The sequence below is a fragment of the Pseudomonas sp. AAC genome (assembly GCF_000725445.1).
GTDB lineage: Bacteria > Pseudomonadota > Gammaproteobacteria > Pseudomonadales > Pseudomonadaceae > Pseudomonas > Pseudomonas citronellolis.
The window spans coordinates 554,612-579,233 of sequence record NZ_KL647096.1 but is presented as its reverse complement, the minus strand read 5'-3'; the positions used below and the strand labels follow the sequence as shown (position 1 = coordinate 579,233).

The 24,622-nt window shown below is 67.8% G+C and carries 22 protein-coding genes; 9 read left to right on the top strand and 13 right to left on the bottom strand.

The genetic code is table 11. The features are described from left to right. Nucleotide 1: 1 nt before the first annotated feature. The 6 genes from gmd to FG99_RS12370 are packed head-to-tail and all read right to left on the bottom strand — an operon-like array spanning nt 2 to nt 7,048. Nucleotides 2-973: a GDP-mannose 4,6-dehydratase gene (gmd, locus tag FG99_RS12395; protein ID WP_043269930.1), complete on the bottom strand. Its 972-nt coding sequence runs from the start codon at nt 971-973 to the stop codon at nt 2-4. Further along, entirely contained in the window at nt 970-1,887 is a 918-nt protein-coding gene (locus FG99_RS12390; protein ID WP_043269928.1) for a GDP-mannose 4,6-dehydratase, read from the bottom strand. Before FG99_RS12390 ends, gmd begins: the two co-directional genes overlap by 4 nt. 60 nt (nt 1,888-1,947) lie before the next feature. Then, complete coding sequence (locus FG99_RS12385) at nt 1,948-2,829, bottom strand: class I SAM-dependent methyltransferase (protein ID WP_051878795.1); 882 nt, start codon at nt 2,827-2,829, stop codon at nt 1,948-1,950. A gap of 9 nt (nt 2,830-2,838) precedes the next feature. Then, nucleotides 2,839-4,011: an acyltransferase family protein gene (locus FG99_RS12380; RefSeq protein ID WP_043269926.1), complete on the bottom strand. Its 1,173-nt coding sequence runs from the start codon at nt 4,009-4,011 to the stop codon at nt 2,839-2,841. Next, complete coding sequence (locus tag FG99_RS12375) at nt 4,008-5,591, bottom strand: glycosyltransferase (protein WP_043269924.1); 1,584 nt, start codon at nt 5,589-5,591, stop codon at nt 4,008-4,010. The genes FG99_RS12380 and FG99_RS12375 overlap by 4 nt, the downstream gene beginning before the upstream one ends. Then, on the bottom strand, nt 5,588-7,048 hold the full coding sequence (locus tag FG99_RS12370; protein WP_043269922.1) for a glycosyltransferase: 1,461 nt from the start codon (nt 7,046-7,048) through the stop codon (nt 5,588-5,590). The genes FG99_RS12375 and FG99_RS12370 overlap by 4 nt, the downstream gene beginning before the upstream one ends. 513 nt (nt 7,049-7,561) lie before the next feature. Between FG99_RS12370 and FG99_RS32475 the strand changes: the two genes are divergently transcribed. The 5 genes from FG99_RS32475 (at nt 7,562) to FG99_RS12345 (ending at nt 10,934) form a co-directional block, all read left to right on the top strand. After that, nucleotides 7,562-7,777 (top strand): DUF1127 domain-containing protein, encoded by a 216-nt coding sequence (locus FG99_RS32475; RefSeq protein ID WP_043269920.1) that lies wholly within the window; start codon nt 7,562-7,564, stop codon nt 7,775-7,777. A 95-nt stretch (nt 7,778-7,872) separates the two neighbouring features. Then, nucleotides 7,873-8,190 carry a DUF2388 domain-containing protein gene (locus FG99_RS12360; RefSeq protein ID WP_043269918.1) on the top strand — a complete coding sequence of 106 codons (318 nt, stop codon included), beginning with the start codon at nt 7,873-7,875 and terminating at the stop codon, nt 8,188-8,190. Nucleotides 8,191-8,306: 116 nt separating this feature from the next. Further along, nucleotides 8,307-8,600, top strand: coding sequence for a DUF2388 domain-containing protein (locus FG99_RS12355; RefSeq protein ID WP_043269916.1), 294 nt, complete (start codon nt 8,307-8,309; stop codon nt 8,598-8,600). Between the two features lie 40 nt (nt 8,601-8,640). Continuing rightward, entirely contained in the window at nt 8,641-8,976 is a 336-nt protein-coding gene (locus tag FG99_RS12350; RefSeq protein ID WP_009614751.1) for a DUF2388 domain-containing protein, read from the top strand. Next, nucleotides 8,976-10,934 carry a DUF7844 domain-containing protein gene (locus FG99_RS12345; RefSeq protein WP_141766066.1) on the top strand — a complete coding sequence of 653 codons (1,959 nt, stop codon included), beginning with the start codon at nt 8,976-8,978 and terminating at the stop codon, nt 10,932-10,934. The genes FG99_RS12350 and FG99_RS12345 overlap by 1 nt, the downstream gene beginning before the upstream one ends. 432 nt (nt 10,935-11,366) lie before the next feature. Here the strand turns inward: FG99_RS12345 and FG99_RS12340 are convergent, their stop codons facing one another. Together FG99_RS12340 and FG99_RS12335 are read right to left on the bottom strand one after the other, a co-directional pair. Then, the gene (locus FG99_RS12340; RefSeq protein WP_009614755.1) at nt 11,367-12,383 is read right to left on the bottom strand and encodes an energy transducer TonB; all 1,017 of its coding nucleotides are present in this window, start codon (nt 12,381-12,383) and stop codon (nt 11,367-11,369) included. Nucleotides 12,384-12,449: 66 nt separating this feature from the next. Then, nucleotides 12,450-13,418 carry a CobW family GTP-binding protein gene (locus FG99_RS12335; RefSeq protein ID WP_043269914.1) on the bottom strand — a complete coding sequence of 323 codons (969 nt, stop codon included), beginning with the start codon at nt 13,416-13,418 and terminating at the stop codon, nt 12,450-12,452. 74 nt (nt 13,419-13,492) lie between these two features. Between FG99_RS12335 and FG99_RS12330 the strand changes: the two genes are divergently transcribed. Both FG99_RS12330 and FG99_RS12325 read left to right on the top strand, forming a co-directional pair. Further along, nucleotides 13,493-13,855, top strand: coding sequence for a hypothetical protein (locus tag FG99_RS12330; protein ID WP_009614759.1), 363 nt, complete (start codon nt 13,493-13,495; stop codon nt 13,853-13,855). 261 nt (nt 13,856-14,116) lie between these two features. Continuing rightward, complete coding sequence (locus tag FG99_RS12325; protein WP_043269912.1) at nt 14,117-14,764, top strand: gamma-glutamylcyclotransferase; 648 nt, start codon at nt 14,117-14,119, stop codon at nt 14,762-14,764. A gap of 1 nt (nt 14,765) precedes the next feature. Here FG99_RS12325 and FG99_RS12320 read toward each other — a convergent pair whose 3' ends face one another. Beyond that, on the bottom strand, nt 14,766-14,981 hold the full coding sequence (locus FG99_RS12320; RefSeq protein WP_009614763.1) for a DUF3079 domain-containing protein: 216 nt from the start codon (nt 14,979-14,981) through the stop codon (nt 14,766-14,768). Nucleotides 14,982-15,169: 188 nt separating this feature from the next. On the opposite strand from FG99_RS12320, the gene FG99_RS12315 reads away from it, so the two are divergent. Beyond that, nucleotides 15,170-15,751, top strand: a complete 582-nt coding sequence (locus FG99_RS12315) for an alpha/beta hydrolase (protein ID WP_043269910.1) — start codon at nt 15,170-15,172, stop codon at nt 15,749-15,751. Between the two features lie 307 nt (nt 15,752-16,058). On the opposite strand, the gene FG99_RS12310 is transcribed toward FG99_RS12315, so the two are convergent. The 4 genes from FG99_RS12310 to FG99_RS12295 form a co-directional block, all read right to left on the bottom strand. Continuing rightward, nucleotides 16,059-17,603: a SulP family inorganic anion transporter gene (locus tag FG99_RS12310; protein WP_051878789.1), complete on the bottom strand. Its 1,545-nt coding sequence runs from the start codon at nt 17,601-17,603 to the stop codon at nt 16,059-16,061. Nucleotides 17,604-17,779: 176 nt separating this feature from the next. Further along, on the bottom strand, nt 17,780-18,496 hold the full coding sequence (locus FG99_RS12305) for a carbonic anhydrase (protein WP_043269908.1): 717 nt from the start codon (nt 18,494-18,496) through the stop codon (nt 17,780-17,782). Between the two features lie 247 nt (nt 18,497-18,743). Further along, on the bottom strand, nt 18,744-19,805 hold the full coding sequence (locus FG99_RS12300) for a PA0069 family radical SAM protein (protein ID WP_043269906.1): 1,062 nt from the start codon (nt 19,803-19,805) through the stop codon (nt 18,744-18,746). Nucleotides 19,806-20,153: 348 nt separating this feature from the next. Beyond that, on the bottom strand, nt 20,154-21,725 hold the full coding sequence (locus tag FG99_RS12295) for an inorganic phosphate transporter (protein ID WP_051878824.1): 1,572 nt from the start codon (nt 21,723-21,725) through the stop codon (nt 20,154-20,156). Nucleotides 21,726-22,044: 319 nt separating this feature from the next. Here FG99_RS12295 and FG99_RS12290 point away from each other — a divergent pair, with 319 nt between their 5' ends. Next, complete coding sequence (locus FG99_RS12290) at nt 22,045-24,558, top strand: EAL domain-containing protein (protein WP_043269902.1); 2,514 nt, start codon at nt 22,045-22,047, stop codon at nt 24,556-24,558. Nucleotides 24,559-24,622: the final 64 nt, after the last annotated feature.

The window sequence follows — 24,622 nt, the reverse complement described above, 5'->3', positions numbered from 1 at the left end:
GCTACTCCTTGCCGACCCGGCGCAGGTCGGCCTCGACCATCATGTGGATGAGGGATTCCAGGCTCGTCTTGGGGCTCCAGCCCAGCACGCGCTCGGCCTTGGCCGGGTTGCCGAGCAGCACGTCGACTTCCGCGGGGCGGAAGAACGCGGGGTCGATTACCACGTGATCCTGGTACTTCAGGCCGACATGGTCGAAGGCGATGCGGCACATTTCCCGCACCGTGGTGGTCACGCCAGTGGCCACCACGTAATCGTCCGGCTTGTCCTGCTGCAGCATCAGCCACATGGCCTCGACGTAGTCGCCGGCGAAGCCCCAGTCGCGCTTGGCGTCGATGTTGCCCAGGCGCAGTTCGTCCTGCTTGCCGAGCTTGATCCGCGCTACCGCGTCGGTGACTTTACGGGTCACGAACTCGATTCCGCGCAGCGGCGATTCGTGGTTGAAGAGGATGCCGCTGGAGGTGTGCAGGCCGAAGCTCTCGCGGTAGTTCACCGTGATCCAGTGGCCGTACAGCTTGGCCACGCCATAGGGGCTGCGCGGGTAGAAGGGCGTGTTCTCGTCCTGCCGCTCGGCCTGGATCAGGCCGAACATCTCGCTGGTGGAGGCCTGGTAGAAGCGTGTCTGCGGGCTGAACTGGCGGATCGCCTCGAGCAGGTGGGTGACCCCCAGGCCATCGACCACGCCGGTGGTGATCGGCTGGTCCCAGGAACTGCCGACGAAGCTCTGCGCCCCCAGGTTGTAGATCTCGTCGGGCCGGCTCTTGATCACCGCACGCTGGATCGACGAGGCATCGGCCAGGTCGCCGTCCAGGTATGCCAGCTCGGACTCTATGCCCAGCTCGCGCAAGCGCCAGCGGGTATCGGTACTTCGGCGAGCCACCAGTCCGTGGACCTTGTAGCCTTTTTCGAGAAGCAGTCTGGCGAGATAAGCGCCGTCCTGACCGGTAACGCCGGTAATCAGTGCAGATCTTGTCATTCTTGTAACACCCGTGATTCCCAGTCCGACAGAATCGTCGTCAGGGTTTGTCTTATCGTTATGTTCGGCATCCAGCCCGTCGCCTCGTGCAGCTTCCGATAGCTACCGCACACTCGGCGTTGTTCCGCCCGCCTCATGCGGGTGGGGTCCTGAATCAGTTCGATGTCGATATCCGCCAGGTCGGCCAGTTCCAGGATGAGTTCGCGGATCTTCCGCTCCCGTCCGGAGCAGACGTTGTAGACCTCGCCGCCCTCGCCCCCGTCCAGCAGGGCGAAATACGCGTCCAGCACATCCTGCACATCCAGGAAGTCCCGGGTAACGTCCACGTCGCCCACCTCCAGCCGGCGGGCCTGCAGGCCCTGGCGCATCCTGGCGATCTGGCGCGCCGCGCTGGCCAGTACGAAGGCGTCCTTCTGGCCCGCGCCGACGTGGTTGAACGGGCGCGCCACCAGGCAGCGCCAACCTTCGGTGTAGCCCCACTGGCGACACAGCAGCTCGGCGGACACCTTGCTCACCGCGTAGGGGTTGCGCGGCCTCGGTTGCAATTGCTCGTCGATGGGCAGGTTGGCCTCTTCCACCTGCCCGTAGACATCGCCCGAGCTGACATACAGGAAACTGCCCCCGAAGCCGGCACGCTGCAGCGCCTGGAGCAGGTTGAGCGTGCCCAGCAGGTTGACCTCGAAGGTTGCCGCGGGGTTGCGGAAGGCCTCCGGCACGAAGGTCTGCCCGGCCAGGTGAATGACGGCATCCGGCACCTCCTGCGCCAGCACCGCGTCCAGCGATGGCGGGCTCAGCAGGTCGAAGGGCGCATCCCCGACGAGGCGCCACGCGACGTCGCCACCTTCGGCGAGGCGGGCGCGCAGATGGCTCCCGACGAAGCCCCCAAATCCGGTTACGAACAGTTTCCTGGTCAATATGTCCCTCCTTGCTTGTTGTTGTCGGGACCGCAAGACGGGCTCTACGCCCGTCTTGCGTCATCGGGTTACCTGTCGCATTCCGTCCATTCGGACGACTCCTGGCTTGCGCGCGATGATCACCTGGCTCTTGGGCATCACCTCGTCCAGGGCAGCCTTGACCTTCTGCCCCTGGGGCAGCGAAAGCAGGGCGCCCCAGGTCCTGTCCCAGTGCTCCAGCAACGGATGCCAGGGCGGGGATAGGGTCGGCTGGCCGCTGGCCCAGTAGAAGAACCACCATAGCGTCCGGTAGAAGCCGTAGGTCGTACGCCGTTCCACCTCCAGCCCGGCTTCGCGCACCAGCGTCTCGAAGCGCTCGCGCTCGAAGATGTGGATATGGTTCGGCTGCTGGAAGTAGCTATCCGGGGCGATGCCCTGCTGCGCCTTTTCGCCGAACGCATCCGGCACTGTGAGCAGGAACAGCGAACCGGGGCGCGCCACCCGTACCAGCTCGGCGAGGAAGCGTGCGGGGTCCTCGACGTGCTCCAACACCTCCATGGCGATGACGCGATTGACCCGGCCGTCCTCCAGTGGGATCGGATTGGCGTCCGTCACCAGCGGATGCACCGCCCGTGCGGCTGTCTCGCGAACCCGGGCCACGGCCGTATCGACGCTCGACTGATTGATGTCGGCGACGAAGATTTCCGCCCCCTGCCGCCCCGCGAAGAGCGTGAAACCGCCATCGCCACAGCCGATGTCCAGCACCGAATCGTCGGCGCCGATCGGGAAGCCCTCGATCAGCTCGCCGGTGTCGTTCCTGAACCAGCCACTCAGGGACATGTCGACCAGGCCCACTGGCACTGGTGCTTCGGCGGTCTCGACCGGCCTTTCGGGCACAGGCGGGACCGGCGGCGCCACGGCGGCATCCGGTGTCTGTAGCAGTCTCTTCAAGCGATGCAGCATTGGCGCTCCTTATGAATTCGTCGATGCCGGCTCGGTAAAAGGCAAGGTCTCCCGAGGCGTCGTGGACGCTCGCGAACCAGAGGTCAGCCGCACGCCGAAGCGGCGTAGCGGCGACTCCACGAATCGGAAGTTGAGTTCGGCCAGGCCTGCGATCAGCAACCAGGACACGGGCAACGCGATGGCGAGGTAGGTCAGGCTACTCGTGCCACTGTTGCCGAGCAGCCGATGCTGCAGCTCGCGCATCAGCAGATAGACTGGGACGTGGATCAGGTAGATGGCGTAGGAACGGCTGCCCAGCCAGAGCATCACCGCACGCAACCAGCGGACCCGACAGAAGAGCCCCAGGTCGTACGATGCCAGCCAGACCAGGAGTAACGACAACAGCGCTACCAGGCTGATCTCGAAGGTGAAGTAACCCCGCGCCGGCTTTCCTAGCACCAGCATTGCCGTCACGCCCGCTAACAGCGCGAGACTGGCCAGAAACGGTACCTTGGCGAGCCGCTCGGGCCTGAGCCGCTGGTACAGACCGCTACCGCTGGCCATCGCCAGGAGCACACCAAGCAGCAAGGCATCGGTACGGAAGGCCATGAGCCAGAGACCTCGAAACTGCAGCATCTGCACCAGGACCAGGACGATCAGCACCACGGGCAATGCGCGCCGGCCGACGAACACCAGCAGCAGCGGGAACAGCAGATAGAACTGCTCCTCCAGCGACAGGCTCCAGTAGACGAAGCTGACGTAGAAATCGCAGCGCCCGAAGCAGGAGGCGAACCGTACGTTGGCGTAATTCAGGACCCCCGCCAGTGTTGCGTCCAGGTTGCTCCCGAGCTTGCCGAACACGCCACTGTCGTTGAACTGCCAGACGAGCAGCAGGATGATCGCCAACCATAACCAGGCCGAGGGCACCAGGCGCCAGAAACGGCGGATCCAGAAGACCTTGACCACTGGCCAGGCAGCGCTCCAGCTGCTCTGACGCGCCAGTTTCGGCAGTAGGTTGCGGGCAATGACGAAGCCGGAGATGGCGAAGAACAGGTCGACGCCGAAGCTGCCACCCAGATGGAGCATCGGCCAGGGAAGGCTTGGGGCGTCGAGCGTCGTCAGTGAGCCATTGAGGTGCTGGAAGGCCACCATCAACACTGCGCAGGCCCTGAGGACTTCGATGTCACCGATTCTCTGGTTCATTGCAGCGCACTCGCCATCGGGCTTGCCATGCCCTCGGCTCGCGCCGAGGCAGCCGCAAGGAACGGCGCCAGGCGCTCATTCACCGCTCGCCTGGAGCAGTAACCCTCCATGCGCTGCACGGCCCTTTCCGCCATGGCCCGGTACTGTTCCGGCTGCTCGTGGAAGGTGCGATAGGCATTCCGGTATGCGGCAACCAGCGAAGTCCAGTCGATCTGTTGCCGACAGGTACGGATCGCCGAGCGCGGATCGTGCGGCCAGGCGGTGGCTTCCGCCCAGCTGTCCACCACGAACGCCACGTCCTCGTCGATGTAGTCGCTCATGCCGGAGTGTGCGGGGGCGATCGCCGGCTTGCCACAGGAGAGGAACTCCATCAGCGGCAGGCATTGTCCCTCGCCGAAGGAAGCGTTCACCACATAGTTGGTGGCTGCCATCAACGCCTGGTAATCGGCGTCTTCCAGATAGCCATGCAGTAGCACGATGCGGCAGCGGAACGCGGGCAGGCGCGCCATGCAGCGGGCCATTGCAGTCATCGCCGAGCAGTATTCGCGGTGGGTCAGCTTGAACACCAGCGCGGCATCGGGGCTGTCGGCGAATGCCGCGCAGAAAGCGCTGATCAGATCTTCCCAGTTCTTGCGGCCGTCGTAAGGATTGAACACTGTGGTGAAGATCACGCCTTGCAGCTCAAGATCGAAGGGCGCCGGCTCGAATAGTACGCGCTGGGGGAACGGGTCCTGCTCGGCTTCGGCGACTTCGACGGGCTCGCCGACATCTGGCGCGGTCGCCACCGAGCGCCGCAATAGCTTGCGCAGCCCGGCCTTGACGGATTTCGGCAGTAGGTCCCGTACCACCAGCAGGTACCAGGCCGCCAGGTAGCGGCGGTGAACTTTCAGCCAGCCCTCCCAGGACTCGACCCGTGGCGTTGCTGCAGGCTCGGGCCGGGCGGGCGGCGTCGCGTCAGACAAACCTTCCTGCTCGACAGGAGGTGTCTCGCCCTTGAACAGCAGATGCCAGCGCTCGGGGTCGGCATGCAGGAACGACTGCAGGTCCAGTTTCCAACTGTCGAAAACCACACCGTTGCCGCGTATCGATTGGCGCCCGGTCGCCATTGGCAGCGCGCGCAGCGCCGCGAAGGAATCCCACACCGGTGCCGGCACCGAGAGCATCGGGTAGGTGGCGTGCAGCACCTTGCGCGACGCCGCCACCGTCGACTGCGAGTGAGTGATCGCCTGGCCGAACTGGCGCAACATGAACGGCCAGTCCTGGGTGAAGTCGCGCAACCAGACCTCGTGGGGAATGCTGTCGAACTCCCAGGCGAACACCGGGATGGTCGGGCACTCCAGGTTCGCCTGCGTCTTGTGCGGCGGCGAGAAGCTCAGGAACACGCAGGCCTGCCCGCGTTCGCGGCTTTCCCGGTAGAGCGGGTCGACCTCCACCCCCGGGTCGCTGACCACCACCACCTCGCCCAGTTCACGCAGTGCCGGCAGGAACTCCTTGAGGACGAAGTAATAGCTGTACTCCGGTGCGCCGAGGCTGTTACGGATGGTGGAAGCGTTCGTTTCCGAGTAGACCAGGATCCTCATGAACCGGCCCCCACCTGAAGTGCCACAGGCTGGGCATCGGTACGTCGCGGCGCGAGGAACTGTCGCCAGTCGTCGGCCAGCCGCGTCCGGTCGCAGCGCTCCCTGGCGGACTCCCGCGCCGCTCGCGAAAGCTGCCGGTAACGTTGCGGATTCTCCATCGCCACGGCGAACGCGCGGGCGAACACCTCGCACATCGAGGTCCAGTCGAGGCGGTGGTCACGCAAGTGCAGGCGCTTATCGGCATCCTGCACCCAGTAGGCGGGCTGCTCGGCGGAGCGGATGAGGAAGGGGTGGTCGTCCCCGATCCACTCACACAGCGCGCTGTGGCGAGGCGCCAGCACGGGCCGGCCGGCGCTCATGAACTCCTGCACGGTGAGGGCTGAGCCCTCGCTCTGCGCGGGGTGCACCAGGTAATGGCTGGCCGCGACCAAACGCGCGTACTCGGTGTCCTTCAAGTGAGCATTGATCACCACCACGCGGCACTGGAACGGCGACAGGCGCGACAGGTTGGTGAGCATCGCTATGCGTCCGGAGGACAGGTTGCTGTGGGTCAGTTTGAAAACGAGGGTGGCATCGGGCTGGTCCCTGAAGGTCCAGCAGAAGGCGGTGAGCATTTCGGTCCAGTTGCGGGACGGGTCCTCGGCGCTGAGCACGCAGGTGAAAATCACCCCGTGCAGCCGTACCTTCTGTTCGATGGCCGGCAAGCAGCCATCAGGCACCTGCCGAGGCGGCGCTGGCATTGCCGCGGCAGCAGGCCGTGGCCGCAGCAGTTCGACTACGGCCTCGTTCCACCAGTCCCGCAGCAAGGTCCGACTGATAGCCAGACGCCGCCGCCAGGCCAGTGGTTGCGCGGCGGCAACAGGCGCTTCCTGGGTCAGCGGAGACGAGGAAGGCGGCTCGACACGGGCCAGTCCGTCCACGCACAACCCGATCGATGGGCTGTCCAGCAGTTGTCCACGGAAATCCAGCGTACGCGGGGCCAGCGAGATGCTGAGTCCTTCGTCCGGGGCCAGGGCGGCGAACCGCTCCCAGGGCTGGGCGGCGCTCACCAGGACGGGGAAATCGTTGCCCATCAACGTGCGGATGGCGTCGGCCGCCTGCTGGCTGAAGGTGATCACACCCTCGCTACGCGCCAACGGCGCTCGCCAGGTTGCCGCCTCGGGCGGCAGGTCCGCGAAGGCCCAGGGAAAGACGTAGAAACAGGGGCAGCCAGGCTCCACGGCCTGGGACAGGGGCAGCCCGAAGTGGCACAGCACCACGGGGCGGCCCGCCTCCCGGTAGTTTTGGCAAATGGCACGCAAGTCGGCATCCAGGCCCACCCCGACCGGTTCCCCGATCGCGTTCAGGACGGGCCAGATCGCTCGCTTGAGAAACTGTATCCCTTGTCCAGGTACCCCCAGAACATCGGAAGAATCCAGTCCTTCGCACAGACTCCGAACGAGAATGATCGTTTTCATCGTTGTTTTCAGCAACCTGACAGCAGAGAACCATTGTTGTTATTGAATGTTTGGTGCCGAAAAATCCGGCCACGCACAGGGTCTCTTCGCTACCAGTCAGACCAAATCGCGACATCCTGCCGCAGCCTGGCAAGACTGTGTACACGCTCTAAAAAGCCATTTCGCACCGTCTAATTCAAGGCTTTTGTAGTGAAAGTGCAAATTACTGACAGATATGTCTGGCAGATAAGGCCATGGCGGAGCGTCTTCTACACAACCACAGCTAATAGTGACTGGCGAGTCATTGCGACGGACGACAACTTCCGGACTGTCGTGTGCGAATGCCGAGCGAAAGGTCGCTCCTGCCACGAATGTCGATCCCCAGCGCCGCAAGGGACCCACACAGCGACGCTGGAACGCAACAGTACAGATGATCTCGGACGTGCAGGTGTATCGATCGTCGAGTCGATACCTGTGTCTGGCGGCGGCGCCTCATCGGCTGGATGCTGTTCTTCCGCCAGGGAGAGCAGACAGATGGACCGTAACCACAGCCACCGTGTTCCGCACCTCGACATCACCCCGACGCCATGCCGCGTATCGATCAAGCGCCTCATGGCGGTGCTACGGCATTGCCTGCAAAACGCCCGCACCCGCCACCAGCTCGCCCAGCTCGGCGAACGCGAGTTGGCCGACGCCGGCATCGACCGTTGCCAGCGCGAGCGGGAACTTTCGAAACCTTTCTGGCGCTGAGCGGCTGGCCGCGGCGGGCGGGCTCCGCTAGTCTGCATCGGTAGCGCGCGGCAGCTTTGGCCGCGCGGTTTCATCTCGACTGGGAGTGTCCATCCATGAATCGTCTGCGCCTGCTTACCGCCGCCGCCCTGCTCACCTGCGCCAGCGGCGCCTTCGCCACCAGCTTCATCGTCACTACCGATGCGCTGGTCGGCGCCACCAAGGCCACCTCCGACGGTACCACCGACATCACCAACTCCTTCCGCGACGACAAGATCGTCCTGGACGCCCGCGACGACGCCGCCACCTTCGTCGCCACCGCCGGGCAGGTGCGCGGCGCGCACCTGGAAGCGGCGCTGCGGCACATTCGCGGCAAGCTGCCGAGCCTGGCCGCCAACGACCTGCAGCTGGCCCAGGCGATCCTGGTCATCTGACCCCCGCTCTTCGCCCGGAGGCGCCTTTTCAGAGCGTCTACCGGGCCTGCGAGGCTGGCTCTTGCCGGCACATTCCGTTAGCCTTGTCGGCTGTGCTTTTCCGATCGCCATAGCCCATGCGCAGCCTCCTATTCCTGCTCACCGGCCTCTGCCTGGCCACCCCCGCGCTGGCCTTCGAACAGACCACCATGTTCGTCGCCGGCAGCAGCTACGTGACCAGCAAAGTCACCAGTACGCCTTTCGAGAACAAACTGCTCGGTGCCGCCCGCGATGATGCCGCCAGCTACATCGCCACCGATGGCCGGGTGCGCGGAGCGCGCCTGGAGCAGGCGTTGCGCTGGCTGCGCAAACAGCACCCGGAGCTCGCGGCGAACGATCGGGAACTGGCCGAAGCCATTCTTGCCCAATAGTCAGTCGTGAGCAGCGCCCGCTGCCGTTTCGGAGACTCCCATGCGCCTCAGCTCGATCCCCAAGAGCCCCCTGATCCTCGGCCTGCTGCTGGCCGCCTGCGCCTCCAGCGCCCAGGCACAGTCGGTCATCCGCCTGTTCAACATCACCACCAACGCCATCGGTCGCAGCGTGGACTTCACCTCCGACACCACCACCTCGATCCGCGACATGAAGATCGTCCGCGAGGCCCGCGACGACGCCGCCAGCTTCGTCGCCAGCGAAGGCGCCATCCGCGGCGCGCAGCTGGAAGCGGCGCTGAAGGTGGTCCGCGAGAAGGTGCCGGACGCGCGCGACGCCTCCGACCAGCAGCTGGCCGAAGCCATCCTCGCTCTGTGATCCCCCGCGGCCGCCGCGCTCTGGCGGCACTGGGCCTGCTCGCCGCCGTCGGCGCCCGGGCCGATCTGCGCCTGGAGCTGCTGCCCGACGACCTCGCCCCGGCGCAGCGCCAGGCCAGCCAGCAGCTGCTGGATGACGTCCGCCAGGCGCTGCCGCCACTCTTCGTCCAGGCCCTGGACCGCCGCGTCGAGGTTCAGTGGCGCGACGACCTGCCGGGCAACGGCATGGGCCAGGCCCTGCGCCCCGGCGCCATCGCTCTGAACCGCAAGTACCTGGCCGCCCTCGCCGACGGCAGCGCCGCCACCCTCAAGACCGGCCGCAGCCACGGCACCCTGCGCCGCGAACTGCAGGCCACGGTGGTCCACGAGCTGACCCACCTGTACGACCGCGGCCGCCTCTGGCTGCCCGCCGAGGCCCGGCTGATCCAGCGCTGCACGCGCCAGCAGGGCAGCATCGGGCGCATCGGCGAGGGCGCCGAGTGCCGCGGCCAGGCCAACCGCCGCTTCACCCTCTCCGACGACCCGCGCCTGCTCGACCTCGCCGGCTGGCCGCAACTGGCCGGCAAGCGCGGCCAGCGCGAGCACGACAACCGCTTCGTCCTGCGCAGCCCGGACCGCTACGAGCTGAGCAACCCGCGCGAGTTCGTCGCGGTGAACATGGAGTACTTCGTCCTCGACCCCAGCTACGCCTGCCGCCGCCCGGCGCTGTACCGCTACTACGCCGAGCGCTTCGGCGAGCGTCCGCAGCGCCAGGCCTGCGAACAATCCTTCGCCTACCTCAACGCCGGCCGCGACTTCGGCCGCCAGCCGCTGGGCAGGCTGGACCCGGAGCGCGTCTACGAGGTCGACTACCTGCTGGCCGAGGCCAACGACCAGTGGGTGAGCCGCTGGGGCCACGCCATGCTGCGCCTGGTGGTCTGCGCCCCGGGCCGGCCGCGCGGCCCGGATTGCCGGCTGGACCTGGACCAGCACCTGGTGCTGTCCTACCGCGCCTTCGTCGGCGACCTGCAGCTGTCCAGCTGGGACGGCCTGACCGGTTCCTACCCGTCGCGGCTGTTCGTCCTGCCGCTGTCCCAGGTGATCGAGGAATACACCAAGATCGAGCTGCGCAGCCTGGCCTCGATCCCGCTCAAGCTCAATCGCCAGCAGATCGACGAGCTGGTGGAGCGGGCCATGCAGGTGCACTGGGGCTACGACGGCAACTACTACTTCATTTCCAACAACTGCGCCGTGGAAACCCTCAAGCTGCTGCGCAGCGGCATCCCCGACCCGCGCCTGCAGGACCTCGACAGCATCACCCCCAACGGCGTGGTGCAGATCCTGGAGAACCGCGGCCTGGCCGACGCCAGCGTGCTCGACGACTCCAAGCGCGCGCTGCGCCTGGGCTACCGCTTCGACTCCTTCCGCGACCGCTACCAGGCGATGTTCGAGGTGCTGCGCCAGCGCCTGGACATTCCCCAGAGCAAGGTCGAGGACTGGCTGGCCCTGCCCGCCAGCGAGCGCCGCGCCTGGTTCGACAAGGCCGACCTGCGCGCCAGCGCCGCCATGCTGCTGCTGGAGCAGGCCTCGCTGCGGCGCCAACTGCAACTGGCCCAGGACGAGCTGAAGCGCCTGTACCTGGGCCACCGCGACGACGCCCGCGCCGACCCCAAGCTGGTGGCGGCGGGCAAGACGCTGCAGCAGATCCTCGACGACAGTGGCTTCCTAAGCCAGCCGGCGGAGCTGCTGGACAGCGGCTACGGCCTGCCGCAGCCGGGCGAGTCGACGCGCCTGGAACAACAGACCCAGGCCCGCCAGGCGCGCCTGCGCCAGCTCAGCGACAACCTCGACCAGGAAGTCCGCGCGCTGCTGGAGCCGGAGCGCCGCGAGGAGTTGCAGGCGCTGGAGGCCAATCTCAAGCAGCTTGGTGCGCACTTGCGGGCGCTGCATAAGGCGGCGGGTGGGTTTGAGTTGCCCTGAGGGGCTGTTTCTGTAGGAGCGACTGCGCCAAAGCGCTTTTCGTAGGATGGGTTGCAGGGGAGCACGTTGGGAGCGAGCTTGCTCGCGAACGGTGGTCAGCTGCGGCTTCGGTACGTTGGTTTGACTTCGCTCCCTCTCCCCAGCCCTCTCCCTGAAGGGAGAGGGGGCTAGTCCGTGCCGAGATGAGGCATGGTTTCAGCCTGGCAGCAACGGAATTGCCGGCTGACTCCAGAACATCCAAGCACACCGAACGGTCCCCTCTCCCTTCAGGGCGGGGCGCGCAGCCGAGGGTTAGGGAGAGGGGCTCTTCAGGACACGCACCGAGCCATCGGGCTGCGTTCCGTTCGCAAGCAAGCTCGCTCCTACACAACACCCACCACCCCAAACAAAAAACGCGCCCAAAGGCGCGTTTCTCATCAACCGAAGAACCCCTCAGCGGCGCCCCTCCAGCTTGAAGTAGAAGACCTTGGTCGCCTGTCGCGCGACGATCCGGCCGCCGCTGATGCGGGGCTCGAAGCGCCAGGTGTCCATGGCCTGGCGCACGGCGTTGTCGAACATCCGCGGCGGCGAGGAGTCCAGCACCTGGATGTCGTCGATGCGGCCGTCGGCGGTGATGGTGAACAGCACTTTCACGTGGCCTTCGATGCCGCGGCGCTGGGCCATCAGCGGGTACTTCGGCGAATCCATGCGCAGCGGCTTGATGTCGCTGTCGTTGAGGCTGCCGGTGGGCAGGCCGGCCGGGCCCTGGGTGCCGGTCGGGGCGGCCTGGGCGCCCGGGGTGCTCTGGCCAACGGTCGGCGCGGCCGGAGGCGGCGGCGGGGCGGGCGGCGTCGGCTCGGCCTGGGCTTGCTCGGCCGGCTCGGGTTCGGGTTTGGGTTTCGGCTTGGGCTTGGGCGCCTTCTTCGGCACCGCCTTTTCCACCGGCTTGGGCTTGGGTTTCGGCGGCTCCGGCTTGGGCGGCTCGACCACCGGCTCCGGCGGCGTGGGTTGCGGCGGCTGCGGCTCGGGCGCGGCGGCCGGCGGCTCCTTCACCGGTTCGGGCTTGGGCGGCAGTTGCACCACGCTGACCTGCATGGTCGGCACTTCGCCACGGCCCAGGTTGAGCTCGTCGGGGCTGGGCACGGCCCAGACCAGGCCGGCGACCACGGCCAGGTGCAGCACCACGGACAGTCCGGAAGACTTCCACCAGCCCGCCTGCTGGGGCGGCTGCTCCGCGTCTTCCACGCCCTCCACGGGCGCGGCGTAGGGGATCAGCAGTTCGGCGACGGGAACTTCCTCGTCGCGGCGGGCGCCGGAGCAGTCCACCAGACGCAGGTTGGCTTCATTGCCACGCTGGGCGCTGACGCAGGGCAGCGAGAGTCCTTCGTCGCTGTCGGAGGACGAAGGAAGTTCCGCGGCGGACGCGACGAGAGTGGAACTCGCCGGCGAGCGCGATTGCGATGGCGACATGGGAGAAGCCTGTGGAGAAATGACAGAATCTGATAATTATTATCATTCGCCCCGGGTATGGCAACCTTATTGGCCATCCGGCAACCAGGCACAGGTCAACATTTGCTGCTGCAGCGCCTGCGGATCCTGCTCTTTGGCGAAGATCAGCTCCAGCCGATTGTCCCGCCGCCAGGCGCTGGGCTGCCAGGGTTCGGCGCCCGTCACCCGGTTGCAGGCCAGCCAGCCGTCCTCGCAGTGCAGCACCGCCTTGGCCCGCAGCAAGCCGTCCAGGCCGGCCAGCCAGGCCTCCAGCGCCGCGCGGCGGAAGCGCCAGTCGGCGTGCAGGCGCCAGCCGACGGCCTGGTGCCCGCCATCGCTGTGCACCTGGCGCAGGGGCGCGGCGCGGGTCAGCAGTACCGGCAGTTCGGCCGTGGGGGCTGGCAGTTCCATCGCCGCAACTGGGCCAAACGCTGCGACGAACGGCAGGCTCGCGAAGGGCAGGCGCCCCTGCTCGGTCCAGACCAGCGGCAACGCCGGCAGGCTGGCTTGCAGGCGCTCGCGGGCCTCTTCATCCAGACCTTCGCTCTTGTTCAGCACCAATAGCGCGGCGTCGGCCAGGGCGTCCTGCTGCGCCTCCGGCATCGAGGCTCCGGCGGCCAGCGCTGCGGCATCCAGCACCAGCAGCAGCGGCTGCGGCGCCAGCACGCCGCGCCAGGGCGCCTCGCCCAGCTGGCGCAGCAGGGTGCGCGGGTGGCCGAGGCCGGAGGGTTCGATGAACAGCCGCTGCGGCCGCGCCTTGCGCAACAGGCGGGCGAGGCCGACCTGGAAGGGCGCGCCGTTGACGCAGCACAGGCAGCCGCCGGCCACCTCGCCAATGGCCACGCCGTCGGCGTCGGCGGCCAGCAACGCGGCGTCCAGGCCGACCTGGCCGAATTCGTTGACCAGTACCGCCCAGCGCTCGCCAGGCGGACGCTGGGCCAGCAGGTCGCGGATCAGGCTGGTCTTGCCGGCGCCCAGTGGGCCGCCGATCACATGGGTGGGAATCTGTTCGAGCATGGCGCCATGTTGCCGCCTGACGCAGGCCGGGAAAAGCGCTAGAGTCGGCCCTTCGCTCAAAGGACCCCGTTTTCATGCGTCTGCCGGCCCTGCTCCTGTCGTCCTGCCTCGCCCTGCCAGCCCTTGCCCACGCCGAAGCCTGCGTGGTGCACAGCCGCGGCAAGAACCTCGACGTGAAGGTCTGCCAGCAGAACCGCAGCATCCCGGCGAAGCTGTTCCACGAAGGCTTCTGTCAGCCGCAGCTGAAGGACCAGCAGGTCGAGGTGACCTACGCCGACGCCTGCCCCAGCGGCGCCTTCGGTGTCTGCAACAACGCCCAGGTGCCCAACAGCCCCTACCGCCAGGACATCCACTACTACGGCGTAGCCAGCGACGCGCGCTTCCTCCAGCCGTTCTGCGAAAGCCAGAGCAAGGGCCAGTGGCAGGCCGGCAAGTGACCGTCACGTGCCTGTCATGGGCGGCTGTTCTACTGCTGGTCGGGTACCTCACACCCACTGGCGCCCCACGCCAGCAAAGATCTTGGTGATAGGGCCGCCCCGCGCGGCCCTCTTTTTTCCGACTCTATTTCCCGCGTTTTCGCCATCCGGACCGGCGGTATCGCCGTTCGTCCGCGCAAAGGTGTCTTGCGCAGCCGCCCCTTCTGTCAGAAGGTCACATCCGCTAAGTTTTCAGAGCGTGAGGTACCTTGGGGGTTACGCATGAGCACGTCTATGAACCTGGACGGCCCCTTCTATCCACCGGCGCTGGGGGCGCCGGAACGACTCAGCGCGGAGCAGTTGCGCGCCTCGCTGGAAATCACCATGGCCGAGCACGGCGGCGGCGCCGTCTGGCTGTTCGCCTACGGCTCGCTGATCTGGCGCCCGGAGTTCCCGGTGGCCGAGGCCAGCCGCGCGCGGGTGCACGGCTACCACCGCGGGCTGTACCTGTGGTCGCTGACCCACCGCGGCACCCCGGAGATGCCCGGCCTGGTGCTCGGCCTGGACCGCGGCGGCTCCTGCGCGGGCTTCGCCTACCGGCTGCCCGACGACGACCTCGACGCCAACCTGTTCGCCCTCTGGCAGCGCGAGATGCCCTACGCCTCCTACCGCCCGGAATGGCTCAGCTGCCGCCTGGAGGATGGTCGCCGGGTGCGCGCCCTGGGTTTCGTCCTCGAACGCCACCTGCCCAGCTATGCCGGCTCGCTGCCGGACAGCATCGTGCAGCGCGTGTTCGACAGCGCCCAGGGGCACTTCGGCACCACCCGCGAATACGTCGAGCAGACGGTCAGCGCGCTGCGCGCCTGCGCCATGCCCGACCTGAACCTGGAGGCCCTGCTGGCGCGCTGCTGCGCCAAGGCCAGCGGCTGAGTCAGGGCGTCGGCTGGCGCACCTCGATCGGTTGCGCCGGCGTCTCGTCCAGCCCCCAGTCTGACCCATCCGCCCAGTCCTCGCCGAAGGTCTCGATGGGGTGCTGGGTGCGGCTGGAGCCATTGCCGCAACCCATGGCCGAGGCCGGGCAGTAGCGGTCGCAGCCCCAGCAGATGCGTTCGGGGTGGGCGGGGTGCAGGGGGAATTTCTTGGCCATGGAGGTTCGCCTGAAGGGAGTGGGCCCAGCTTCGATTCAACGCCTTCCGGCGCCCTTCGTACTTGTCGCGAATCAAGAAGTGCAGGAATAAGCAAATGCAGTATAAGCAAAGTATTTTTTATTCCTTAATTTATTGACGAAGCCCACCTACACTGCCTCCCCATGACGACTTTCAGGGGGATGAACCCATGCGCAGCGAACGCGTCCGCTATGTCCTGGTGCCCGGCTGGCACGGCTCGGAGGACGAGCACTGGCAGAGCCACTGGCAGCGCGCGCTGCCCAACGCCTCGCGGGTGCAGCAGCGCGACTGGGTGACGCCGCGGCATGTCGACTGGGTCGCCGAACTGGACCGCGAGATCCGCCGCCAGCCCGGTCGCGTGGTGCTGATCGCCCACAGCCTGGGCTGCGTCACCGTCGCTTCCTGGGCCCGCCGCGCCGGGCCCAGGGCCCTGGCCCAGGTCTCCGGAGCCCTGCTGGTGGCGCCCGCCGACGTCGAGCGCGAGACCTGCCACGCGGCGCTGCGCAACTTCGCCCCCATCGCCCTGGACGCCCTGCCTTTTCCCAGCGTGCTGGTGGGCTCGGACAACGACGCCGCCTGCAGCCCGCAGCGCGCCCTGCAGCTGGGCCGCGCCTGGGGCGCCGAGACGCTGATCCTGCCGGATGCCGGGCACATCAATGTGAAGTCCGGCCACGGGGCCTGGGAAGCCGGCTACCGTCACCTGTTCCGCCTGCAGTACCTGATCGACCAGCGCGAACGCCGCCGGGCCTGAGCGAGACGGAATGTAGGAGCAACTGTCTTGCGCCGATGTGCCCTTCGTAGGATGGGTTGAGCTTGCGATACCCATGCTGCCGTGGTGATGGGTATCGCTTCGCTCAACACCATCCTACGAAAAGCCGTGCTTCCCTGGAGGTGTAGGCGGGCCCTGCCCGCGATTTCGCGCGCAGGGCGCGCTCCTGCATGGGAATGGTGCTCGGGCTTGCCCCCTCCCGGAGGGAGAGGGGACCGCAGGCTCCGAGGCGGATCTCATCCGCGATCCGGCTGTCATGCGTGTCGCGGCATGACAGCAGAAACCCATCCTACGAACCTGCCGCTCCCGCCTCGCGCCGTGCGCGGCCTTCGAGGCGGCGGCGCAGGCCGTGGCTTTCCAGGCTCAGCCGGCAGCCCTTGGCCGCCGCGGCGCGGCCCCAGTCCTCCAGCAGCTCCATGCAGGCGTGGTCGATGTAGCGCAGGTGCTGCAGCGGCACGTGCAGCGTGGTGCCCGGCTTCACCTGGTCCAGCAGGCGTGCCAGCTGCGGTACCCGCAGGAAGGTGGCGGCGCCCACCAGGCGCAGCTCGGCTTCGTCGCCGGCGCCGTTGTAGTGCAGGCTGGCCTTCAGCCGTGCGGCCTTCAGCGCCAGCTTGAGCAGGGTCAGGGCGAAGCCCACCAGCACGCCGGTGAGCAGGTCGGTGAGGACGATGCCCAAAGCCGTGGCCAGGTACACCAGCGCCGGCATCCGCCCGTAGCGCAGCAGGCCGGTGAGCGCCTTGGGATCGGCCAGCTTGAGCCCGGTGTAGACCAGCACCCCGGCCAGGCTGGCGATGGGGATCTGCCGCAGCAGCCCGCCGAGCAGGGCGACGAAGGCCAGCAGCCAGAGGCCGTGGAGGATGGCGGACAGTCGGCTGCGGGCGCCGGCCTGCACGTTGGCCGAGCTGCGCACGATCACCCCGGTCATCGGCAGCGCGCCGAGCAGGCCGCAGATCAGGTTGCCGACGCCCTGGGCGGACAGCTCACGGTCCATGTCCGAACGCGGCCCCTGGTGGATGCGGTCCACCGCGGCGGCGGAGAGCAGCGTCTCGGCGCTGGCGATGAAGGCCACCGCCAGGGCCGCCAGCAGCAGCTCGGGTTCGGCCAGGCGCAGCAGGTCGGCCGGGCGGACCCAGTCGATGGCCTGGCTGAGCTGTTCCGGCACTTCCACCCGCAGCACGTCCATGGGCAGCGCCAGGCTCGCCAGGGTCGCCGCGCTCATCCCGAGCAGGGCGCCGGGCAGGAAGCGCAGGCGCGCCGGGCGGAAGCGTTCCCAGCCCCACATCAGCGCCATGGTGCCGAGGCCCAGGGCCAGGGCCTGCGGGCTGTTGCCCAGCGAGGCGGCGAGGGCGCCGGGGAACGCCAGCAGGTTGTCCAGCCCTGAAGCCTGTGGCTGGAGGTCGAGCATCACGTGGACCTGCGACAGCACGATGAGGATGCCGATGCCGGCGAGCATGCCGTACACCACCGCCGGCGCGGTGACGCGGAACCAGCAGCCCAGGCGCAGGCGCCCGGCGACCAGCTGGATCAGCCCGGCCAGCAGCAGGATCGGCCCGAGCATGGCCATGCCGTGGCTGCGCACCAGTTCGAAGACCAGCACCGCCAGGCCCGCCGCCGGCCCGCTGACCTGCAGCGGCGAGCCGGCCAGCAGGCCGACCACCAGGCCGCCGACGATGCCGGTGAGCATACCCTTGGCCGGCGGCATGCCGGAAGCGATGGCGATGCCCATGCACAACGGCAGGGCGACGAGAAAGACCACCACCGAGGCCAGCAGGTCGCGGGGCAGGTTGTCCTTGAGGGCGCGCAGGGGCGCATGAAGGGGTTGGGGAACGGGCATGGCGCTGTCCTCCTTGGCTTTTTCGGGCGCGAGAAAGCCCACGACGCCGGGTCAGCGGCATCGACACGCGCAGGTTGTCAGGCCGCGCCGGCGGGCCGGCGCGGGGTTCGGGCAGGTGTCAGGTCAGGAAGCGGGCACGGCTGTCGTTGTGGAGGTGGGCGCCGTGCCCGTGAGGATCAGGATTGCGAGTAGCGCGGGCGCGGCGTCGCCATGGGCATCGGGCCTTCGCCGTCCAGCGGGCGGAAGTGACCCACCTCGGCGTCGTAGGCCTTGATCTGGCTGGTCTCGATGTCATAGACCCAGCCGTGGATGAACAACTGCCCGCTGGCCAGGCGCGCGGCCACCGAGGGGTGGGTCTTCAGGTGGTCGAGCTGGGCCACCACGTTTTCCTCGGTGAGGATGTCCAGGGTGTCGTGGCTGGCGCAGCCGCAGTTCTGCTCGACCACCGTCTTGGCCACTTCGGCGTGGCGCAGCCAGGCCTTCACCGTGGGCATGCGCTCCAGCGTCTGCGGGTCGAGCACGGCCTTCATGGCGCCGCAGTCGGAATGCCCGCAGACGATGATGTGCTGCACGCCCAGGGCCATCACCGCGAACTCGATGGCGGTGGACACGCCGCCGTTCATCTGCCCGTAGGGCGGCACCACGTTGCCGACGTTGCGGGTGACGAAGAGGTCGCCCGGCGAGCTCTGGGTGATCAGTTCGGGGACGATGCGCGAATCCGCGCAGGTGATGAACATAGCGCGCGGGTTCTGCGCATGGGCGAGCTTCTTGAACAGCGCTTCCTGTTGCGGGAAGACCTCCTGGCGGAACTGGCGGAAACCTTCGACGATGCGCCGCAGGGCCTCGTCGGCATTCTCCGTGATGTGCTCCTCACCGTGCGATTTGTCGTTCATTGCATGAGCCTCGAAGAGTGACGATGGATTTTTCCCATGCTTGCCGACGTTTCGCACATGGCGAAAAGACACAAACGTTGGGAAATGATGTTCGTGACCGTTTGGTCATCCTGTCGGCAACCCTAGACAAGGAAGATTAATCAAAAATTAAATAAACGCTCTATCTCGCACGTTACAGACATCTTTAAGGCAAGATCGCCGATGATGCCGACAAGCTATCATGGCCCGATGATGTGAATGCGCCGCCTCAGAACAGGCTCATCTGTGCCCGCGGAACCTGGAACAGCGAGCAGTCCAGCCCACCGTAGTCGCGGCGGTCCAGCCCCAGGCGGCGGGCGGCCAATTGGAAGCGCTTGGCCAGCAGTTCGGCGAACACGCCTTCCCCGCGCATGCGCGTGCCGAAGCGGCTGTCGTAGTCCTTGCCGCCGCGGCTCTGGCGGATCAGGCTCATCACATGCTCGGCGCGGTCGGGGAAGTGCGCCTGCAGCCATTGCTGGAACAGCTCGGAAATCTCCAGCGGCAGGCGCAGGAGGATGTAGCCGGCCGAGCGCGCGCCGTTGTCGTGGGCGGCTTCCAGCAGGCGTTCCAGCTCCATGTCGTTGACCATCGGGATCATCGGCGCCAGCACCGCGCTGACCGGCACGCCGTGCTCGTGCAGGGTGCGCATGGCGCGCAGGCGCGCGCCGGGGCTGGCGGTGCGCGGCTCCATGATGCGCTTGAGCTCGTTGTCCAGGGTGGTGAGGCTGAAGGCCACGCTGACCAGGTTGAGGCTGGCCAGTTCGCCCAGCAGGTCGAGGTCGCGCAGGATCAGCGAGCCCTTGGTGATGATGTGCAGCGGGTGGCGGAAACGCAGCAGGATCTCCAGCGCCTGGCGCGTCAGGCGCTGCTCGCGCTCCAGCGGCTGGTAGGCGTCGGTATTGATGCCCAGGGCGATGGGCCGCGGCACGTAGCCGGGCTTGCTCAGCTCCGCCTCCAGGCGCTCGGCGAGGTTGGTCTTGGCGATCAGCCGCGTCTCGAAGTCGATGCCCGGCGACAGGTCCCAGTAGGCATGGCTGGGCCGTGCGAAGCAGTAGATGCAGCCGTGCTCGCAGCCGCGGTAGGGGTTGATCGAGCGGTCGAAGCCGACGTCCGGCGACTGGTTGCGGCTGATCACCGTCTTCGCATGCTCCATCCGCACCTTGGTGGCGCGGCAGGGCGGCGCCTCGTCCTGGTACCAGCCGTCGTCCTCGGTCTCGCTGCGGGTCGGCGCGAAGCGGTTGTGCGGATTGCTGGCGGTGCCGCGGCCACGCGGCGGCAGGGAAGAGGACATGAGCTGGCTCCAGAAAATACTGTATATAAATACAGTATTCCCATGCGAATGACAGCCCCCTCCGATGGATGGCCGGGCGTAGGGCGGATAACCGTTCGCGGTTATCCGCCGTTTGACCATGGCCCCAGGCCCCCTGCGGAGCCAAACCCGAAGCCCCGCCTCAAGGCGCTCCGAACCCGACATCGGGTTGGGCAACGGCGTACAACCGCGAACGGTTGTGCGCCCTACGAATGGTGATGGGTATCGCTTCGCTCAACCCATCCTACGAGGGTGTTTCTCCCGCACCCCGCAGGAGCGGATTCATCCGCGATTCCGCCGGCAGGGCCGGCGCTCATGCCATCGCCGACCTCAGATCAACGCCCGCAACGACCAGTACAGCAGCGCCGCCAGGCAGATCGCCGCCGGCAGCGTCAGCACCCAGGCCAGCAGCATGTTGCGGATGGTCTGCCATTGCAGGCCGCTGCCGTTGGCGGTCATGGTCCCGGCGACGCCGGAGGACAGCACCTGGGTGGTGGACACCGGCAGGCCGTAGATGTCCGCCGCGCCTATGGTGAGCATCGCGGTGAGCTGCGCGCTGGCGCCCTGGGCGTAGGTCAGCGGCTGCTTGCCGATGCCCTCGCCGACGGTGGTGACGATGCGCCGCCAGCCCACCAGGGTGCCCAGGCCGAGGGCCAGGGCCACCGCCACCTTGACCCACGGCGGGATGAACTGGACGGTGTCCAGGCTGCGGTCGCGCAGGGCCTGCAGGGTGCTCCAGGTGTCGACGTCGAAGACCTGCTCGGTGCGGTCGAGCTGGCGGATGGTCTCCACGCTCAGGTACAGCTCGTTGTGCAGCGCCAGCACCTCGTCGTCGGGCAGCCCGCTCAGGTCGTCGTGGCCGCGCAGGCGCGCGCCTATGTTGTGCAGTTGCGCGGCCAGCGCCGGCAGCACCTCGGGGGTCAGGCGCTGCTCGCTCTGGTAGTCCAGCAGCACCCGGCGCGGGGCCGTGGGGATGTCTTCCGGGGCCAGCCGGCGCAGCTGCAGTTCGGCCCGGTGCGCCAGTTCGCGCAGTTGCTGCACCTGGGCCGGCGCCTGGCCGCGGTCGACGGCGAAGCTCAGCGGCATCAGCGCGGCGAGGATCAGCATGATCAGGCCGATGCCCTTCTGCCCGTCGTTGGAGCCATGGGCGAAGGACACCCCGGTGCAGGTCAGCACCAGCAGCGCGCGGATGCCCAGCGGCGGCGGCTGGCGCCCCTGGGGCGCGCTGAACAGCGTCTTGCGCCGCGCCACCGCGCGCATGCCCAGCAGTAGCAGGCCGGCGCCGAGGAAGCCCAGCAGCGGCGACAGCAGCAGGGCGTAGCCGACCTTCTGCAACTGCTCCCAGGCGCTGCCGTCGATGCCCAGCGTGCCGCTCAGCACGCCGTGGGCCAGGCTCACGCCGACGATGGAGCCGATCAGGGTGTGCGACGACGACACCGGCAGGCCCAGCCACCAGGTGCCGAGGTTCCACAGGATGGAGGCGCCGAGCAGGGCGAAGATCATCGCCAGGCCGGCGGCGCTGTCCACCCGCAGCAGCAGGTCCAGCGGCAGCAGGGTGACGATGCCGAAGGCCACCGCGCCGCTGGAGAAGAGCACGCCGAGCAGGTTCCACAGCCCCGACCAGCCCACCGCCAGCTGCGGCGGCAGGGCGTTGGTGTAGATCACCGTGGCCACCGCGTTGGCGGTGTCGTGGAAGCCGTTGATGAACTCGAAGCCCAGGGCGATCAGCAGCGCCAGGGCCAGCACCAGCAGGGTGCCGCTGGGGCGCAGCTGGCCGCCCTGGGCGAGGATGTCCAGGGCCAGGTTGCCGAAGGTGTAGACCAGGCCGCCGCCGAGCAGGAGGAAGAACAGCACTTGCCCGGTGGGCGTGGCCACTTCCTGCAGCACCGGGTTCACCGGCATGCGCGAGACGCGCGTGGCGCGCAGGGACTGGAGCAGGTGGTAACGGTCAAGCACGTCCGTTGTGCTCCCTGTCGGGGACTGTGGTGTCGGGGGCGGGGCGAGGGGGCACTGGCGGCTCCTTCCTGCAAATGCCTAATAGCCTAGTCCGCCGGGCGGCGCTGCGGTTCTCCAATGTTTCCGAGATAGGCGCCCCAGGTGATATGTCAAATGGCTATTATCCGTGCAGGTCTTTCAACCACTACGCTTTCCTGGTGGGCCACCCGAGGGCACTGTCATGCAGGAAGAAAGCCCAAGTGCGTTTCCGAGATGGATGCCAGCAATGCCCTACGACCAGCTCCCGGACGTCTTCGCGCAGATTCTCGAACAGGCCATCGATGGCGTGGTGGTGCTCGACGAGCACAACCGCGTGCTGCTGTTCAACGCCGCCGCGGAGCGCCTGTGGGGCTATTCCCGCGAGGCGGTGCTGGGCCAGGACGTCGGCCTGCTGCTGCCCCGGGAGGTGCGCCCGCGCCTGGACGCCCGCCTGGACACCGAGGGCATCGTCGGCAGCCGTAGCGAGGTGCCGATGCGCTGCCGCGACGGCAGCCGGCTGTGGGGCTCGATGTCGATCTCGCACATCGAGTTCGACGGCAAGCGCCTGCTCGCCGCCTTCGTCAAGGACTGCACCCTGCAGCGCCGCCAGCGCGAGCAGATGGACGTGCTGTCGCTGGCCGCCAACGAGACCGACAACGCAGTCATCGTCACCGGCCGCGAGGGGCGCATCCTCTACGTCAATGCCGGCTTCAGCCGCATGTTCGGCTGGAACGCCGAGCAGGCCCAGGGGCGCTACCCCTCGGAGCTGCTGCAGGTGCCCCAGGCCAGCGTGCGGCGCTGGCGCCAGGCCGGCGCCGGGCTGTTCCGCAGCGAAGAGCTGGTGCGCGACCTGATCGGCCGGCCGCTGTGGTGCTCGGTGGTGGCCAACCCCATCCTCGACGCCCGCGGCCAGCCGGTGAACTCGGTGATGCTGCTCACCGACATCACCCACACCAAGCTGCACGAAGTGCTGCAGAACAAGGTGCTCGACGCCCTGGTGCGCGAGCGCCCGCTGGTGGACGTGATGGACCTGGTGTGCCGCGAGGTGGAGCGCATCGCCCCGGAGGTGAAGGCCTCGATCCTGCGCGTGGACGCCCAGGGGCGCATGCACCCACTGGCCGCGCCGAGCCTGCCGGAGGCCTTCTCGCAGTCCATCGAGGGCGCGCGCATGGGCCCCCACGCCGGCAGCTGCGGCACCGCGGCCTACCGGGGCAAGGCGGTGATGGTCAGCGACATCGCCAGCGACCCGTTGTGGGACGACTACCGCCAGCTGGCGCTCCCCCTGGGCCTGAAGGCCTGCTGGTCGAGCCCGATCAAGAACAGCGAGGGCCGCGTCATCGGCACCTTCGCCTTCTACTACGAGCAGTGCCGCGGCCCGGACGAACTGCACCTGCGCCTGGTGGACGTCAGCCTGCCGCTCTGCGCCCTGGCCCTGGAGCGCGAGGAAGCCCGCGCGCACATCCGCCAACTGGCCTTCTACGACACCCTCACCGGCCTGCCCAACCGCAGCCTGCTGCTGGCCGAGGCCGAGCAGGCGATGACGCGCATCGAGAACGACGAGGCGGAAATGGCGGTGCTGTTCATCGACCTGGACCGCTTCAAGCAGATCAACGATTCCCTCGGCCACCCGGCCGGCGACGAGCTGCTGCGCCTGGTGGCGGCGCGCCTGCAGGAGGTGGTGCGCGAGCAGGGCCTGGTGGGGCGCCTGTCGGGCGACGAGTTCGTGGTGGTGCTGCCGTACTGCGGCGGCCTGCTCGCCTCGCAGATCGCCGAGCGCATCCTCGCCCGCCTGGCCCTGGCGCACCGGGTGGGCGGCGTCAGCCTGATCACCCTGGCGAGCATCGGCATCAGCCTGTTCCCCAGCAACGGCCGGGACATGGAGACGCTGCTGCACCGCGCCGACATCGCCATGTACCAGGCGAAGAACGGCGGGCGCGGCAGCTACCGCTTCTTCAGCGAAGAGATGAACCAGCGCGCCCAGGAACGCCTGGCCCTGGAAAGCGCGCTGCGCGAGGCCGTGCAGCGCCAGGCGCTGAGCCTGCACTACCAGCCCCAGGTGCGCCTGGACGACGGCCGCGTGCACGCGGTGGAAGCCCTGGCCCGCTGGCGCCACCCGCAACTCGGCGCGGTGGCGCCGAACCGCTTCATCCCCCTGGCCGAGGAGTGCGGCATCATCGGCGAACTCAGCCAGTGGGTGCTGCGCGAGGCCTGCCGGCAACTGGCCGACTGGCGCCGGCGCGGCATCCACGTTCCGGCGGTGGCGGTCAACCTGTCCCCCGCCGACTTCCGCGATCCCGACCTGCCGGTCCGCCTGCAGGACCTGCTGCAGCGCAACGGCCTGGCCGGCACCGACCTGGTGGTGGAAATCACCGAAGGCATGCTGCTGGACAACCACCCGGCGACCCTCGACATCCTCCGCGCCGTGCACGGCCTGGGCGTGCGCCTGTCGATGGACGACTTCGGCACCGGCTACTCCAGCCTCGGCTACCTGCACCGGCTACCGATCAGCGAACTGAAGCTCGACCGCAGCTTCGTCGCCGAGCTGAACGCCGGCGCGGCGGCGCAGGCGCTGACCGACGCGGTGATGAACATCGGCCGCAGCCTGGAGCTGATGGTGGTCGCCGAAGGGGTGGAGGACGAGGCGCAACTGGAGCTGTTGCGCCAGCAGGGCTACCCGGTGGCCCAGGGCTACCTGTTCTCGCGGCCCTTACCGGCGGCGGCGCTGGAGGAGTGGTTGGTGAGGAGGGGAAGAGGGTTGTAATTGGATGGACTCACCCTCACCGAGGCGTCGAGGCGCCACGGTGGCGGTCTAAGAAGCCACCGAC

Bases quoted from the DNA above. Each gene is read 5' to 3' on its own strand.
- FG99_RS12335 (WP_043269914.1), bottom strand. From the start codon at position 13,418: ATGCTCGAACAGATTCCCACCCATGTGATCGGCGGCCCACTGGGCGCC.
- FG99_RS12315 (WP_043269910.1), top strand. From the start codon at position 15,170: ATGCGCAGCGAACGCGTCCGCTATGTCCTGGTGCCCGGCTGGCACGGC.
- FG99_RS12305 (WP_043269908.1), bottom strand. From the start codon at position 18,496: ATGAACGACAAATCGCACGGTGAGGAGCACATCACGGAGAATGCCGAC.
- FG99_RS12360 (WP_043269918.1), top strand. From the start codon at position 7,873: ATGAATCGTCTGCGCCTGCTTACCGCCGCCGCCCTGCTCACCTGCGCC.
- FG99_RS12295 (WP_051878824.1), bottom strand. From the start codon at position 21,725: ATGCCGGTGAACCCGGTGCTGCAGGAAGTGGCCACGCCCACCGGGCAA.
- FG99_RS12290 (WP_043269902.1), top strand. From the start codon at position 22,045: ATGCCCTACGACCAGCTCCCGGACGTCTTCGCGCAGATTCTCGAACAG.
- FG99_RS12355 (WP_043269916.1), top strand. From the start codon at position 8,307: ATGCGCAGCCTCCTATTCCTGCTCACCGGCCTCTGCCTGGCCACCCCC.
- FG99_RS12330 (WP_009614759.1), top strand. From the start codon at position 13,493: ATGCGTCTGCCGGCCCTGCTCCTGTCGTCCTGCCTCGCCCTGCCAGCC.
- gmd (WP_043269930.1), bottom strand. From the start codon at position 973: ATGACAAGATCTGCACTGATTACCGGCGTTACCGGTCAGGACGGCGCT.
- FG99_RS12310 (WP_051878789.1), bottom strand. From the start codon at position 17,603: ATGCCCGTTCCCCAACCCCTTCATGCGCCCCTGCGCGCCCTCAAGGAC.
- FG99_RS12375 (WP_043269924.1), bottom strand. From the start codon at position 5,591: ATGAGGATCCTGGTCTACTCGGAAACGAACGCTTCCACCATCCGTAAC.
- FG99_RS12320 (WP_009614763.1), bottom strand. From the start codon at position 14,981: ATGGCCAAGAAATTCCCCCTGCACCCCGCCCACCCCGAACGCATCTGC.
- FG99_RS12385 (WP_051878795.1), bottom strand. From the start codon at position 2,829: ATGCTGCATCGCTTGAAGAGACTGCTACAGACACCGGATGCCGCCGTG.
- FG99_RS12325 (WP_043269912.1), top strand. From the start codon at position 14,117: ATGAGCACGTCTATGAACCTGGACGGCCCCTTCTATCCACCGGCGCTG.
- FG99_RS12300 (WP_043269906.1), bottom strand. From the start codon at position 19,805: ATGTCCTCTTCCCTGCCGCCGCGTGGCCGCGGCACCGCCAGCAATCCG.
- FG99_RS12350 (WP_009614751.1), top strand. From the start codon at position 8,641: ATGCGCCTCAGCTCGATCCCCAAGAGCCCCCTGATCCTCGGCCTGCTG.
- FG99_RS32475 (WP_043269920.1), top strand. From the start codon at position 7,562: ATGGACCGTAACCACAGCCACCGTGTTCCGCACCTCGACATCACCCCG.
- FG99_RS12380 (WP_043269926.1), bottom strand. From the start codon at position 4,011: ATGAACCAGAGAATCGGTGACATCGAAGTCCTCAGGGCCTGCGCAGTG.
- FG99_RS12370 (WP_043269922.1), bottom strand. From the start codon at position 7,048: ATGAAAACGATCATTCTCGTTCGGAGTCTGTGCGAAGGACTGGATTCT.
- FG99_RS12340 (WP_009614755.1), bottom strand. From the start codon at position 12,383: ATGTCGCCATCGCAATCGCGCTCGCCGGCGAGTTCCACTCTCGTCGCG.